General features: G+C 70.9%; 4 protein-coding genes and 1 pseudogene. 4 read left to right on the top strand and 1 reads right to left on the bottom strand.

Annotation, left to right across the window (positions count from 1 at the left end; translation table 11 throughout):
* Nucleotides 1–497: 497 nt before the first annotated feature.
* Nucleotides 498–756: pseudogene (locus Y590_RS26650) on the bottom strand (IS5/IS1182 family transposase); the annotation flags it as partial.
* Nucleotides 757–1,141: 385 nt separating this feature from the next.
* Between Y590_RS26650 and Y590_RS21425 the strand changes: the two are divergent.
* Genes Y590_RS21425 through Y590_RS21410 form a run of 4 tightly spaced genes read left to right on the top strand, consistent with a single transcriptional unit; the run spans nt 1,142 to nt 15,079 of the window.
* On the top strand, nt 1,142–2,995 hold the full coding sequence (locus tag Y590_RS21425; protein WP_245517701.1) for a ShlB/FhaC/HecB family hemolysin secretion/activation protein: 1,854 nt from the start codon (nt 1,142–1,144) through the stop codon (nt 2,993–2,995).
* A 16-nt stretch (nt 2,996–3,011) separates the two neighbouring features.
* Entirely contained in the window at nt 3,012–13,631 is a 10,620-nt protein-coding gene (locus tag Y590_RS21420) for an MBG domain-containing protein (RefSeq protein ID WP_060771622.1), read from the top strand.
* Nucleotides 13,632–13,679: 48 nt separating this feature from the next.
* Nucleotides 13,680–14,465 carry a SapC family protein gene (locus tag Y590_RS21415; protein ID WP_060771621.1) on the top strand — a complete coding sequence of 262 codons (786 nt, stop codon included), beginning with the start codon at nt 13,680–13,682 and terminating at the stop codon, nt 14,463–14,465.
* Nucleotides 14,465–15,079 carry an invasion associated locus B family protein gene (locus Y590_RS21410; RefSeq protein ID WP_060771620.1) on the top strand — a complete coding sequence of 205 codons (615 nt, stop codon included), beginning with the start codon at nt 14,465–14,467 and terminating at the stop codon, nt 15,077–15,079. The genes Y590_RS21415 and Y590_RS21410 overlap by 1 nt, the downstream gene beginning before the upstream one ends.
* Nucleotides 15,080–15,257 lie beyond the last annotated feature (178 nt).

Below are 15,257 nucleotides of genomic sequence, written 5' to 3'. Positions count from 1 at the left end.
CTCATCGCAACGGAATCGCCTACGCCACCAGTATACCGCACCGCGTCGGTACACGTTAGAACAAATCGTCAACGGCCTGCCCCTGTGGACAAGCGCGTGCAACAGCTCTGCGTACAATCGGCGCAGCCGCGGGAGCAGCCGAGCACGGATCGCAATCAGATCAATGACTTAGCTGAGGCTTGGCTGGGGCGCCAGGATTCTCAGCCAAAACCGAAGGGGTACGACATCAAGGGATTAGGCCCTCGATCACCCGTCTTGAGCGGCATCGGACCTAGGGATTGGACCATCAGAGTGGACCCTGGTCAACGCTGCGTCCGAAGCATTCCACAATCGGCAAGTATGGGCGGCAGGTCCGCATAGCGCCATGAGCGGGCCCTGGGCCGGTTACACCGAACATCCGCTCAGGCCTCACAAGCGGCTGCACGGGCGATCCTGCAGCATCGGACGAATCCGCCGAAGGTTCTTCCGATCACCCAGCGTCGGGGCTGCGCGGCGGAGCAGGGGGCTAGGAACGGCCAGAACCATCGGGACGCCCGCGCCAGCGCGACACCGCTGTAGCTGTCGGCCGTCGAGACAATGGCCGGGGACAGAACGCGTCGGTATCGGTGAGTGCAGGGCGCTTGCGGCCGACCACGCCCCGGGCCGGATCGTGGCCGCGCTCGCCCTGACGCCGACGCCGCCCGGACGCGCGGCCTGCGCATCGAGGAGGGCACCGGTCAGGCCGGCTTCGCGTCCAGCCCGCCCGTGGTCGGCCAGGGTCTGGATGTCCACGTCGGTGTCCCAAGGTGGGCGTCGGATGCTCCCCCAACGCTGACGAGGCTCGCCCCCTCCAAGTCACGCTCCAACCCCGTCATCAAGCGGGGGCTCAGAGCCCACAGGAGAGCGGCAGGGCTCAAATCCGATCGTCGCGAAAATTGTCGTTGCCTCGACCCAGCGCGTTCGAATATTATATCTGGATTAACTCTGTCTATCTGCGCAGTCTGGATCCATTTCTCAGATCAAACGCATTGCAGATCCTGGTGTTGCGTTGAGGAAACAGCAGTTTTATCAGCAGATCTGTTAAATATAGGCGAGGATCCGCTCGCGCGACCTACGTCATCAACCGGCCCGGTGTCCCGGCTCGAACCACAGAGTGACCTGCGTGCTCAGGACGTTTGAACGGCGCGGACCCGGCCGCATCCCGGCTCCTCGGTCGTGCGGGGAATGGCCCTTTTCGCTGGCCCTGCTCGCCGGCCTGATCGCGGGACCGGCCCTGGCGCAGACCGCCTCGCAGATCACCCCGCCCTCGTTCAGCCCGCCGCTCCAGCGCAGCGGCGGCGGCCTGGCCATCCCCGACGGCGTCGGTCCCGCCGCGCCCGAAGGCGCCGAGCGCCTCTCCCTGCGCGTCGGACGCCTGCGCGTCGAGGGCGGACAGCTGGGGGCGGACGGGGACGGCAGCGCGCTCGCGCAGAACCTCACCGCCCGCCTCTCCGGCCGCACCCTCACCGTCGCCGACCTCTTCGCCGCCGCCGCCGAGCTGGAGCAGGCCTACGCCGCTCGAGGCTTCGCCCTCGTGCGCGTCGTCCTGCCCGCCCAGCAACTGCGGGACGGCGGCGAGGTTCGCCTGCTCGTCATCGACGGCCAGATCGAGCGTATCGACGCCGCCGCGCTCCCGCCCGAGATCCGCGCCCGCGTCGCGGCCGTCCTCGCCCCCCTCGTCGGACGCCCCGGCCTCACCCTCGCCGAGATCGAGCGCCGCGTGCTCGTCGCCGGCGACACGCCCGGCACCGTGCTGCGCTCGACGCTGGCCGCTGGCAGCCGCCCCGGTGCCACCGTCCTCGTCGTCGAGGCCCGCTACAAGCCCGTCACCGGCTTGGTCTCCACCGACAACGTCCTGGCCCGCAGCCTCGGCACCTACACGCTCGGCACCGGCCTCGATCTCAACTCCCCCACCGGCCACGGCGAGAGCCTGTACTTCCGCGCCTCGGGGGCGCCCTATACCGGCGGCGAGCGCGGCTTCCTTGCCGCGGAACCGCGCAACCGGGCGCTGGCGCTCGGCCTGATCCTGCCGCTCGGGATCGACGGGCTCACCCTCAACCTGGAGGCCACCGACGCGCGGGCCACACCGCGGGCGCTGCCTGGCACGCTCGGCATCGCCTCGGACTTCTCGCGCTATTCCGCCCGACTGCGCTACCCCCTGATCCGCTCGCGTGCCTTCACCCTGAACGGAGACGCCGCCTTCGATGCGCAGGAGGAGCGCGTCAACGTCATCACCCCGGTCGAGACGCCGCTCACCCTCGACCGCCTGCGCATCGCCCGCATCGGCGGCGACCTGATCTGGTTTTCCCCCTCCGAGGCCGTGCTCACCGCCCGGCTTGCCGCCTCCTTCGGTCTCGACGGGCTCGGCGCGCGCGACGCCCCGCCCGCCGGTTCGGCCCTGGCGCCGCTGTCGCGCCAGGGGGTCCGGCCCGAGTTCCAGCGGTTGGAGGCGGCGCTCGCCGTCACCCAGCCCCTGGCCGAGCACCTCACCTTCGACATGCGGGCCCGCGCCCAGACCTCCTTCAATCAAGCCCTGCCGCGCTCCGAGCAGATCGGCCTGGCCAACCTGTCGGGCCTGTCGGCCTTCGATGCCGGCCTGTTCCAGGGCGACGAGGGCTTCGTCGTGCGCGCCGAGCTGCAGGCGCCCTTCCTCGTGCCGGTCACCCTGCCGTTCGCGCTGCCCTCGATCCCGGCCCAGCTCGGCAGCGGCCTGCCGCCGGCCGACGCCACACCCGGCGCGGTGGTGATCGCGCCCTACGCCTTCGGCGCCTTCGGCCTGACGCGCCAGCAGCGCCCGACCGCGCTGGAGCGGCCGATGACCCGCGGGGCCGCCTACGGCGTGGGGCTCCGGCTCGCGGCGGCGCCGTCCTTCAGCTTCACCAACGCGGCGGCCACGGTCGAGCTTGGCCGGGCCGAGCGCTCGGACTTGCTGCCCGACGACACCCGCCTGACCTTCACCGTCGCCCTGCAGTTCTGACGGAATGAACCCAGCCATGGCTCAGTCCCCCTCGCCCCGCGCCCGCGCGCTCACCCGCGCGCTGCTCGCCTCGACCGCCCTGGTCGGGATCGGTCTCGGCCCGGAGCCCGCCCGCGCCGAGCCGCTGCCCACCGGCGGTCAGGTGGTCTCGGGCGGGGTCACTATCGGTACGCCCCAGAACGGCGCCCTGGCGATCACGCAGTCGAGCCGGAACGCCATCGTCAATTGGCAGGGCTTCTCCGTCGGCCAGGGCCACCGGGTCGACATCCGCCAGCCCGACGCGGGCGCGGCGATCCTCAACCGGGTGACGGGCGCCACGCCCTCGACCATCGCCGGGCAGCTCAACGCCAACGGGCAGGTCTACCTCGTCAACCCCAACGGCGTGACCATCACCCGCTCGGGCCAGGTCAACGCGGCCGGCTTCGTCGCCTCCTCGCTCGGCATCACCGACGAGGACTTCAAGGCGGGCCGGCGCCAGTTCCGCGGCTCGGGCGCCTCGGCGCCGGTGACCAACCATGGTGCGATCACGATCGGGCGCGGCGGCTACGCGGCGCTGATCGGCGGGCAGGTGACGAACACGGGGACCATCCGCGTGCCGATGGGCCGGGTGGGTCTCGGCTCGGGCGAGCGGGCGACGCTGGATCTCTCCGGCGACGGCTTCCTGCAAGTTGCGGTGCCGACGGGGGCGAAGGGGCGCGGCGCCCTGGTGCGGCATTCCGGGACGATCTCGGCCGATGGCGGCGCGGTAACGCTCACGGCAGCGGCGGCGCGGGACATGGCGCGGCAGGCGGTAAACCTGTCCGGCGTGATCGAGGCGCGCTCGGTCGGGGGCAGGAACGGCAACATCACCCTGTCGGGGGCTGAGGGCGCGGTGACGGTGACCTCCGCCGCCCGGCTCGACGCCTCGGGCCAGGGCGAGGCGGATGGTGGGCAGGTGCGGATCACCGGCGGGCGGCTCGACGTGGCGGGCCGCGTGGACGTGTCGGGCGCGGCTGGCGGCCGGGTGCGGCTGAAGGCGGGCGAGAGCCTGGCGCTGTCGGGGCTTGTGGCGGCGGAGGGGCGCACGGGCCGGGGCGGTCGCATCGTGGCCACCGCGCCGGCGATCGCGACGCAGGCGGCGCTGATCGAGGCCTCGGGTGCGACCGGCGGCGGCGTGGTGCGGGTCGGCGGCGGCCGGCTCGGGCAGGGTCCGCTGGCGCGCGCCGAGCGGGTGAGCGTGGACGCGGCGAGCGTGATCCGGGCGGATGCGACCGGCCGCGGCCAGGGCGGCGACGTGGTGGTGTGGTCGGATGTGGCGACGCGGTTTGCCGGGCGGATCGAGGCGCGGGGCGGCGCCTCGGGCGGCGACGGCGGGCAGGCGGAGGTGTCGTCGAAGGGGGTGCTGTCGTATGACGGCACCACGATCCTGACGGCGGCGCGGGGCGCCTTCGGCACGCTGCTGCTCGACCCGCACGACATCACCATCGCGAACTTCACGGACAGCGGCGTCACGGGCTTCACCGCTACGGGCGACGGCAGCGTGATCGACGCGGCGCGGCTGCTGACGGCGCTGACGACGGCCAACGTGGTGGTCTCGACGGGCACCACGGGCAACGAGTCCGGCACCATCACGGTGGCGGCGCCGCTGTCGTGGAACACCGGGGCGGACCTGACGCTGCAGGCCGCCGGGGAAATCGCCCTGAACGCGCCGATCACCGCGAGGGCGGGCGGGCTGGTGCTGCAGGCGGGAGCGGGCAGCGACGTCACGGCGACGGCCGATCTGTCGGTGGCGCGCTTCACGCTGGCGTCCGGCCACTGGACCCAGAACGCGGCCGCGCTGCCGGGCTTCGCGACGGGCGACTTCCAGGTGGCGAGCGGGGCCAGTTTCCTGCGGGCGACGGGGGGGGACGGCAGCGCGGCGACGCCCTACCGCCTGACCGACATCTACGGCGTGCAGGGCATGGGCTCGTCGGCTTCCTACCGCGCGGCGTCCTACCGCCTCGCCGCCGACATCGACGCCGCCGGCACCGCCACCTGGTGGGGCGGACAGGGCTTCGTGCCCGTGGGGGCGGACACCGTCCCGTTCACCGGCAGCCTGGACGGCGCGGGCCACACGATCGCCGGGCTCACCATCGCCCGGCCGGACCAGAGCTCTGTCGGGCTGATCGGCGTTCTCGGCAGGGGCGGCCGCGTGAGCGGCCTCGGTCTCGTCGGTGGCTTTATCAGCGGTGGGTCCAATGTGGGCGGGCTACTCGGTTCCAACTCAGGCAGCGTGGCCCGAGTCTACGCTACCAGCAACGTCAGCGGCTGGTACAGCGTAGGCGGGCTGGCCGGTTCCAACTCCGGCACTGTGAGCCAAGCCTACGCCACCGGCAGTGTAAGCGGCCACGATTTGAATGGGCGCGCCTCCGATATCGCGGGCGGGCTGATTGGTACCAACGACGGTAGTGTGATCCAGGCCTACGCCACCGGCAACGTCAGCGTCAGCAACTGCTGCGCGGGCGGGCTGATTGGGCAGAACGTTGGTAGCGTGAGCCAAGCCTACGCCACGGGTATCGTTAGCAGCTTTTTTTCGGGTGGGCTGATCGGGCAAAATGCTGGAAACGTTAGCCAAGCCTACTGGGATATTCAGACCACTAGACAGGCAAATGCCATCGGAAACGGCCTTCCCGCAGGAACAGACGTAACTGGTCTGACTTCAGCCCAGGCGCGCACAGGTTCAGCCTATGCAGGCTTCAATTTCGATACCGTGTGGTACCAAGCCGGTGACCTGCGCCCGATTCTGCGCGCAGAGGCCGCTGACGCAGTCGGCAGCGTAGTTCCAGTATCCAACCTGCACCAGTTGCAGCTGATGGGCGCCAACCTCGCGGACCGCTACCGGCTCACCGCCGACCTCGACGCCTCCGCCACGAACAGCACGGCCGCGTCCGCCGGAGTGTTCGGCGCGGGCGGCTTCGTGCCGGTCGGCCGCGATGGGGCCCGCTTCACCGGCAGCCTCGACGGGGCAGGGCACAGGATCACCGGTCTGGCCATCGCCCGGCCGAGCGAGAACGATGTCGGGCTGATCGGCGCCCTCGGCGCGGGTGGGAGCGTGAGCGGCCTCGGCCTTGTCGGCGGCAGCATCGCGGGCTCCCAAAACGTGGGTGGCCTCGTCGGCTTCAACAACGGCGGCACGATCAGCCAAGCCTACGCTGCCGCCGCCGTCTCCGGCACCAGCGAGGTGGGTGGCCTGGTTGGGTCCAACGACGGTACGATCAGCCAAGCTTATGCTACCGGTGCTGCCGCAGCCACCGTCTCCGTGGGCGGCCTCGTCGGCTGGAACGCCAGCGGCAGGGTGAGCCAGTCCTACGCCAGCGGCAGCGTCTCGGGCTCCTCCAACGTGGGCGGCGTCGTCGGCTCCAACGACGGCTCGGTGACGACTACATACTGGGACACGCAGACCACCGGGCAGGTCAACGGTGTCGGCACCGGCTCGTCCACGGGCGCCACCGGCCTGACCACCGCGCAGGCGCGCACCGCCTCGAGCTACGCCGGCTTCGACTTCGACACCGTCTGGTACCAGTCCGGGGATCTGCGTCCGATCCTGCGCTCGGAAGCCGCTGCGGCCGACGCGAACGGCGTGACCGCGGTGTCGAACCTGCACCAGCTGCAGCTGATGGGCGCCAACCTCGCGGGCCGCTACCGGCTCACCACCGACCTCGACGCCTCCGCCACGAACAGCACGGCCGCGTCCGCCGAGGTGTTCGGCGCGGGCGGCTTCGTGCCGGTCGGCCGCGATGGGGCCCGCTTCACCGGCAGCCTGGATGGGGCGGGGCACACGATCACCGGTCTGACCATCGCCCGGCCGAGCGAGAAATATGTCGGGCTGATCGGCGCCCTCGGCGTCACCGGCGCGTATGGGAGCGTGAGCGACCTCGGCCTCGTCGGCGGCAGCATCGCGGGCTCCCAATCCGTGGGCGGCCTCGTCGGCGACAGCATCGGCACGGTGAGCCAGTCCTACGCCACCGGCAGCGTCTCGGGCACCACTTTCGTGGGCGGCCTCGTCGGCTCCAACTTCGGCACGGTGAGCCAGTCCTACGCTAGCGCCAGTGTCTCGGGCTCCCTCGGGGTGGGCGGCCTCGTCGGCGCCAACGGTGGCATCGTGAGCCAGACCTACGCCAGCGGCAGCGTCTCGGGCTCCTCCAGAGTGGGCGGCCTCGTCGGCGCCAACAGCGGCACGCTGACGAATGCGTACTGGGACACGCAGACCACCAGGCAGGTCAACGGCGTCGGCGACGGCTCGTCCACCGGCGCCACCGGCCTGACCACGGCGCAGATGCAGGATCTCGCCAGCTTCCGAGCCCACTACGCCGGCTTCGACTTCGACACCGTCTGGGCGCCGCCGAACCAGGTCGGCCAGGGTGGCCAGAGCAGTGGTCACTACCCGGAACTCCGCAGCCTCTCGCCCGTCGCCGTCGTCGCTCCGGCGAGCACCACGCGCGTCTACGGTGACGCCAATCCCGGCCTGCTCGCCTCCTACGGCGGCCTGCGCGCCGGCGACTTCGTGACCGGCCTGGGCAGCCTGAGCACGACCGCGACCGCAACCTCGGACGTCGGAAGCTACACGATCGCCGCCTCCGGCACGGCCGTGACCGGCAAGGCGGGGACCAGCTATCGGGTCGTGTATCTGCCTGGCACGCTCACCGTCACCCAACGTTCGCTGACCATCACCGCCAACGGCCAGAGCCGCGTGTACGGCGACGCCAACCCGAGCCTGACCTACACCACGACCTCGCTGGGCGCAGGCGCGGCCCTGTCAGGCACCCTCGCCACGGCGGCCACGGCCACCTCGGACGTCGGCAGCTACGCCATCACCCAGGGCTCGCTCACCGCAGCCGCCAACCCGAACTATGCTCTGACCTTCCAGGGCGCCAACCTCACGGTCAGCCAGCGACCGGTGACGGTCACGGCCACAGGCCAGAACCGTGTGTACGGCGATGCCAACCCCAGCCTGACCTACACGACAACCTCGCTGGGCGCAGGCGCGGCCCTGTCGGGCACATTGGTCACCACGGCCACCACCACTTCGGGCGTGGGCAGCTACGCCATCACCCAGGGCTCGCTCACCGCAGCCGCCAACTCGAACTATGCCGTCACCTATGCCGGGGCCGATCTCACGGTCAGCCCGCGATCGGTGACCGTCACGGCCACAGGCCAGAACCGCGTGTACGGCGATGCCAACCCGGCGCTGACCTACCAAGTCGGCGGACGCGGGCTCGTCAGCGGCGACGCCCTGACGGGAGAGCTCGTCACGACAGCTGATGCGCGCAGCACGATCGGAGCCTACGCTATCGGTCAGGGAACGCTGGCAGCCACTTCGAACTATGCCGTGAGCTACGTCGGGGCGGACCTGACGGTCACGGCTCGGCCGATGACTCTCACGGCGGAGGCGCAGAGCCGCGTCTACGGCGATGCCAACCCGAGCCTGACCTACCAGGTTGGCGGACGTGGGCTCGTCAACGGTGACAGCCTCACGGGAGGCCTGACCACCACGGCCGACGCACGCAGTGCGGTCGGCACCTACGCCATCGGCCAGGGAACACTGGCAGCCTCTTCGAACTATGCCGTGCGCTACGTCGGGGCGGACCTGATGGTCACGGCTCGGCCGATGACTCTCACGGCGGAGGCGCAGAGCCGCGTCTACGGCGATGCCAACCCGGCCCTGACCTACCAAGTCGGCGGCCGCGGGTTGGTCAACGGCGACGTGCTTTCGGGCGTCCTTGCCACGGCCGATGCTCGTAGCGCGGTCGGGACCTACGCCATCGGCCAGGGCAGCCTGGCCGCCAGCGGCAACTACGCTGTGAGCTATGTCGGAGCCGATCTGGTGGTCACCGCCCGGCCGCTGATCCTGACGGCAGACGTGCAGTCCCGCCTCTACGGCGAAGCCAATCCGAGCCTGACCTACCAGGTCGGCGGGCGCGGGCTGGTCAACGGCGACGCACTGACCGGCGAACTCGCCACCACGGCCGATGCGCGCAGCAACGTGGGCACCTACGGCATCGGCCAGGGCAGCCTGGCCGCCTCGGCCAACTACGCGGTGAGCTATGTCGGGGCGGATCTGGCAGTCACCGCCCGGCCGCTGATCCTCACGGCGGAGGCTAAGAGCCGCCTCTACGGCGATGGCAACCCGAGCCTGACCTACCAAGTCGGCGGCCTCGGACTGGTCAACGGCGACGCCCTGACCGGCGAACTCGCCACCACGGCCGATGCGCGCAGCAACGTGGGCACCTACGGCATCGGCCAGGGCAGCCTGGCCGCCTCGGCCAACTACGCGGTGAGCTACGTCGGGGCGGATCTGGCAGTCACCGCCCGGCCGCTGACCCTCACGGCCAACGCACAGTCGCGCGTCTACGGTGATGCCAATCCGAGCCTGACCTACCGGGTCGGCGGGCGCGGGCTGGTCAACGGCGACGCCCTGACCGGCGGGCTCACCACGGTGGCCGACGCGCGCAGCAACGTCGGCAGCTACGGCATCGGCCAGGGCAGCCTGGCCGCCTCGGCCAACTATGCCGTGACCTACCAAGGCGCCAACCTCACGATCGACCAGCGACCGGTGACGGTCACGGCCACAGGCCAGAGCCGCGTGTACGGCGAGGCCAACCCGAGCCTGACCTACACCACGACCTCGCTGGGCGCAGGCGCGGCCCTATCGGGCACCCTCGCCACGGCGGCCACGGCCACCTCGGACGTCGGCCGCTACGCCATCACCGAAGGCTCGCTCACCGCAGCCGCCAACCCGAACTATGCCTTGACCTTCCAGGGCGCCAACCTCACGATCGGTCAGCGCCCGCTGATCCTCACGGCCGACGCACAGTCCCGCCTCTACGGCGATGCCAATCCGAGCCTGACCTACCAAGTCGGCGGCCGCGGGCTGGTCAACGGCGACGCACTGACCGGCGAACTCGCCACCGCCGCCGACGCGCGCAGCAACGTCGGCAGCTACGGCATCGGCCAGGGCAGCCTGGCCGCCTCGGCCAACTACGCCGTCACCTATCAGGGGGCCGACCTCACGATCGACCAGCGATCGGTGACGGTCACGGCCACAGGCCAGAGCCGCCTCTACGGCGAGGCCAACCCGAGCCTGACCTACACCACGACCTCGCTAGGCGCAGGCGCGGCCCTATCGGGCACCCTCGCCACGGCGGCCACGGCCACCTCGGACGTCGGCCGCTACGCCATCACCGAAGGCTCGCTCACCGCAGCCGCCAACCCGAACTATGCCTTGACCTTCCAGGGCGCCAACCTCACGATCGGTCAGCGCCCGCTGACCCTGACGGCGGAGGCGCAGTCCCGCCTCTACGGTGAGGCCAACCCGAGCCTGACCTACCAAGTCGGCGGCCGCGGGCTGGTCAACGGCGACGCCTTGACCGGTGCGCTCACCACGGTGGCCGACGCGCGCAGCAACGTCGGCACCTACGGCATCGGCCAGGGCAGCCTGGCCGCCTCGGCCAACTACGCGGTGAGTTATGTCGGGGCGGACTTGGCGATCACAGCTCGGCCGCTGACCCTCACGGCCGACGCGCAGTCGCGCGTCTACGGCGAGGCCAACCCGAGCCTGACCTACCAGGTCGGCGGCCGCGGGCTGGTCAACGGCGACGCCCTGACCGGCGAACTTGCCACCACGGCCGATGCGCGCAGCAACATCGGCGCTTACGCGATCGGCCAGGGCAGCCTGGCCGCCTCGGCCAACTACACCGTCACCTATCAGGGGGCCGACCTCACGATCGACCAGCGACCGGTGACGGTCACGGCGAATGGACAGTCGCGCCTCTACGGCGAGGCCAACCCGAGCCTGACCTACACCACGACCTCGCTAGGCGCAGGCGCGGCCCTGTCGGGCACCCTCGCCACGGCGGCCACGGCCACCTCGGACGTCGGCAGCTATGCGATCACCGAAGGCTCGCTCACCGCAGCCGCCAACCCGAACTATGCCTTGACCTTCCAGGGCGCCAACCTCACGATCGGTCAGCGCCCGCTGATCCTCACGGCGGAGGCTAAGAGCCGCCTCTACGGCGAGGCCAACCCGAGCCTGACCTACCAGGTCGGCGGGCGCGGGCTGGTCAACGGCGACGCCCTGACCGGCGAACTCGCCACCACGGCCGATGCGCGCAGCAACGTGGGCACCTACGGCATCGGCCAGGGCAGCCTGGCCGCCTCGGCCAACTACGCGGTGAGCTATGTCGGGGCGGATCTGGCAGTCACCGCCCGGCCGCTGATCCTCACGGCGGAGGCTAAGAGCCGCCTCTACGGCGATGGCAACCCGAGCCTGACCTACCAAGTCGGCGGCCTCGGACTGGTCAACGGCGACGCCCTGACCGGCGAACTCGCCACCACGGCCGATGCGCGCAGCAACGTGGGCACCTACGGCATCGGCCAGGGCAGCCTGGCCGCCTCGGCCAACTACGCGGTGAGCTACGTCGGGGCGGATCTGGCAGTCACCGCCCGGCCGCTGACCCTCACGGCCAACGCACAGTCGCGCGTCTACGGTGATGCCAATCCGAGCCTGACCTACCGGGTCGGCGGGCGCGGGCTGGTCAACGGCGACGCCTTGACCGGCGAACTCGCCACCGCCGCCGACGCGCGCAGCAACGTCGGCAGCTACGGCATCGGCCAGGGCAGCCTGGCCGCCTCGGCCAACTACGCCGTCACCTATCAGGGGGCCGACCTCACGATCGACCAGCGACCGGTGACGGTCACGGCCACAGGCCAGAGCCGCGTGTACGGCGAGGCCAACCCGAGCCTGACCTACACCACGACCTCGCTGGGCGCAGGCGCGGCCCTATCGGGCACCCTCGCCACGGCGGCCACGGCCACCTCGGACGTCGGCCGCTACGCCATCACCGAAGGCTCGCTCACCGCAGCCGCCAACCCGAACTATGCCTTGACCTTCCAGGGCGCCAACCTCACGATCGGTCAGCGCCCGCTGATCCTCACGGCCGACGCACAGTCCCGCCTCTACGGCGACGCCAATCCGAGCCTGACCTACCAAGTCGGCGGCCGCGGGCTGGTCAACGGCGACGCACTGACCGGCGAACTCGCCACCACGGCCGATGCGCGCAGCAACGTGGGCACCTACGGCATCGGCCAGGGCAGCCTGGCCGCCTCGGCCAACTACGCGGTGAGTTATGTCGGGGCGGACTTGGCGATCACAGCTCGGCCGCTGACCCTCACGGCCGACGCGCAGTCGCGCGTCTACGGCGAGGCCAACCCGAGCCTGACCTACCAGGTCGGCGGCCGCGGGCTGGTCAACGGCGACGCCCTGACCGGCGAACTTGCCACCACGGCCGATGCGCGCAGCAACGTCGGCGCTTACGCGATCGGCCAGGGCAGCCTGGCCGCCTCGGCGAACTACGCGGTGAGCTATGTCGGGACGGACTTGGCGATCACTGCCCGGCCGCTGACCCTCACGGCCAACGCGCAGTCCCGCCTCTACGGCGACGCGAACCCGAGCCTGACATACCGGGTCAGTGGGCGCGGGCTGGTCAACGGCGACGCCCTGACCGGCGGGCTCACCACGGTGGCCGACGCGCGCAGCAACGTCGGCAGCTACGGCATCGGCCAGGGCAGCCTGGCCGCCTCGGCCAACTACGCGGTAAGCTATGTCGGGGCGGACTTGGCGATCACTGCCCGGCCGCTGACCCTCACGGCCAACGCGCAGTCCCGCCTCTACGGCGACGCGAACCCGAGCCTGACATACCGGGTCAGTGGGCGCGGGCTGGTCAACGGCGACGCCCTGACCGGCGGGCTCACCACGGTGGCCGACGCGCGCAGCAACGTCGGCAGCTACGGCATCGGCCAGGGCAGCCTGGCCGCCTCGGCCAACTACGCAGTAAGCTATGTCGGGGCGGACTTGGCGATCACGGCGCGATCGCTCACCCTCACGGCGGAGGCGCAGAGCCGCGTCTACGGCGACGCGAACCCGAGCTTGACCTACCGGGTCGGTGGGCGCGGACTGGTCAACGGCGACGCCTTGACCGGCGAACTCGCCACGGCGGCCGATGCGACGAGCGGTGTCGGCTCCTACGCGATCGGCCAGGGCACGCTGGCAGCCTCCGCCAACTACGCGGTGACCTATCAGGGCGCCGACCTGATGGTGACGCCACGCTCGATCACGGTTGCGGCCGGTGCGCAGAGCCGCGTCTACGGTGAGGCCAATCCCAGCCTGACGTACCGGGTCGGCGGACGTGGCCTCGTCAACGGCGACAGCCTCTCCGGTGCCCTCGCTACCAAGGCGGACGCCAATAGCGCCCCGGGACAATACATCATCAACCAGGGCTCGCTGACGGCGACGGCAAACTACAGCCTCACCTATCGCGGAGCCGACCTTACAATCACGCCGAGCCCTGCAAGCTTGTCTCGAACGATGATCGCCCAAGCCGCAACAACCTTGGCCAGCACCGTCCAACGCGTTTCCACCGTCACGCAGACGCCGGCCGCATCATGGTTCGCTCCGGCGTCCGGTCTGCTCCAGACCTCGTCGCAAATCATCACCGATCCCCGGTTCGACAAGACCGTCGTCTGCCTCGCCGGCGGATGCTTCGTCGTTCCGCCCCCGACACAACCCGCTGCGCAACCCGGATCAAAGATCCGGCCCCAGGCCAGCGCGGCTGCTCCCTGACGGGCGCGCTGCGCCCGGCCCCTCCGGACAAGACACCGCGAAAGCCCCATGACCTCCCTGCCGCTGTTCTACCGCTCGGTCGTCCCCCTCGACCGAGACGCCCACCGCGCCGGCTACCTCGCCCAGCCGCAGCGCTTCGCCTTCGCGCGCTCCAGCCACATCGTCCCGGCCCTCGCCGAGGAGATCGGCGCCGCTTGCCGGCACCTGCCCGTCGTTTTTCTGCCCGAGAGCCTCGGCCCCGTGCCCGTCTTCCTCGTTGGCGCTGCACCGGGACACTGCGCCCTCATCGACGAGGCCGGCAGTTGGACGGGCCGCTACCTGCCCGCCTACCTGCGCCGCTATCCCTTCATTCTGGGTGAGAGCGAGGGGAGCGCCCCCCTCGTCTGCATCGACGCTGAGACCGATCTCCTTCGCACCGAGCCTGCCGCCGAACCGCCGGAGGCGAGCCCCACCAGCCTGCCGCTGTTCACCGAGGACGGCCAGGAGTCGCCCCTGCTGCAGGAGCGGATCCGCCTCGTCGCCGAGTATGCCGAGGCTGCCCGGCGTACCGCCGCCTTCGGGCGCTTGCTGCAGGATCTCAAGCTGCTGCGCGCCCTGACCATCCAGGTCCAGCATCCCCTCACCGGCCAGAGCCACACCCTGCACGGCGCGCTCGGCGTCGAGGAGGCTGCCCTGGCTGCTCTGCCGGATGACGCCTTTGCCCGGCTCCGAAGAGAGGGCTGGTTGGGGATGATCTACGCCCACCTCGTCAGCCTGCAGGCCGTGGCCGACTTCCTCGTCTCCGCCGTCCCTTCCTCCGCGGCATCCGCCGCTGTCATGCACGGTGCCGCCTGATGCCCCTTTCCCTCCGGCCTCTCTCGTCCGCCATGCGCCCCGCCTTGGCCACCTCGAGCCTGCTCGCTGGCCTCGTCGTGATGGTGCCCATGCCGGTGCACGCCCAATCCTCGCGTGCGAAGCCGTCCGCCGCGGAGGCGGCGCCGGCGGTCCCGTCCGAGCCTGGGTCGACGACGGCCACCTATGGCGATTGGGTGCTGCGCTGTCAGCGGCTGGGCGGGGAGACCGCAGGGCGCGTCTGCGAAGTATCGCAGACGATCCAGGCGCAGGGCCAGACGGCGCCGGTGGCGCAGATCGCCCTCGGCCGCCTGCCCGGGCAGGAGGGCCTGCGCATGACGGTGCTGCTGCCGGCCAACGTGAGCTTCCCGTCGAGCGTGCGGGTGACGGAGGTGAAGGATGCGAAGAACGGCCTGGATCTGGCGTGGCGGCGCTGCATACCCGGCGCGTGCGTGGCGGACACAGCGGCAACGGACGCGGTGCTGAGCGCCTGGCGCAAGGCCGAGGACGCGGGCCGGATCGCGTTCAAGGATGCGGACGGGCGGGAGGTGGCGGTGTCGCTCTCGATGCGCGGGCTCGGCCCGGCGCTGGATGCCCTCGGCAAGGAGAAAATTTGAGCGGTTGTCACGACCGGCGTAGGCACTTGCATCGTGCATTGGCACGAGCGGCTCGTGGCGGGGGCTGTTGCTAAAGCTTCGCTTAAGCGAGATCGGACTTGGCGTCTTTGGGCCTCATGAGCTTCCGCATCCTGTTCGGCGGCGACCTGTACGCCATGCGTCCGCTTCTTCCGTGAAA

The sequence above is a fragment of the Methylobacterium sp. AMS5 genome (assembly GCF_001542815.1).
Taxonomy (GTDB): domain Bacteria; phylum Pseudomonadota; class Alphaproteobacteria; order Rhizobiales; family Beijerinckiaceae; genus Methylobacterium.
Note: the sequence above shows the minus strand (reverse complement) of the source record. Positions and strands in the feature narration are given on the sequence as shown.

Bases quoted from the DNA above. Each gene is read 5' to 3' on its own strand.
- Y590_RS21410 (WP_060771620.1), top strand. From the start codon at position 14,465: ATGCCCCTTTCCCTCCGGCCTCTCTCGTCCGCCATGCGCCCCGCCTTG.
- Y590_RS21420 (WP_060771622.1), top strand. From the start codon at position 3,012: ATGGCTCAGTCCCCCTCGCCCCGCGCCCGCGCGCTCACCCGCGCGCTG.
- Y590_RS21415 (WP_060771621.1), top strand. From the start codon at position 13,680: ATGACCTCCCTGCCGCTGTTCTACCGCTCGGTCGTCCCCCTCGACCGA.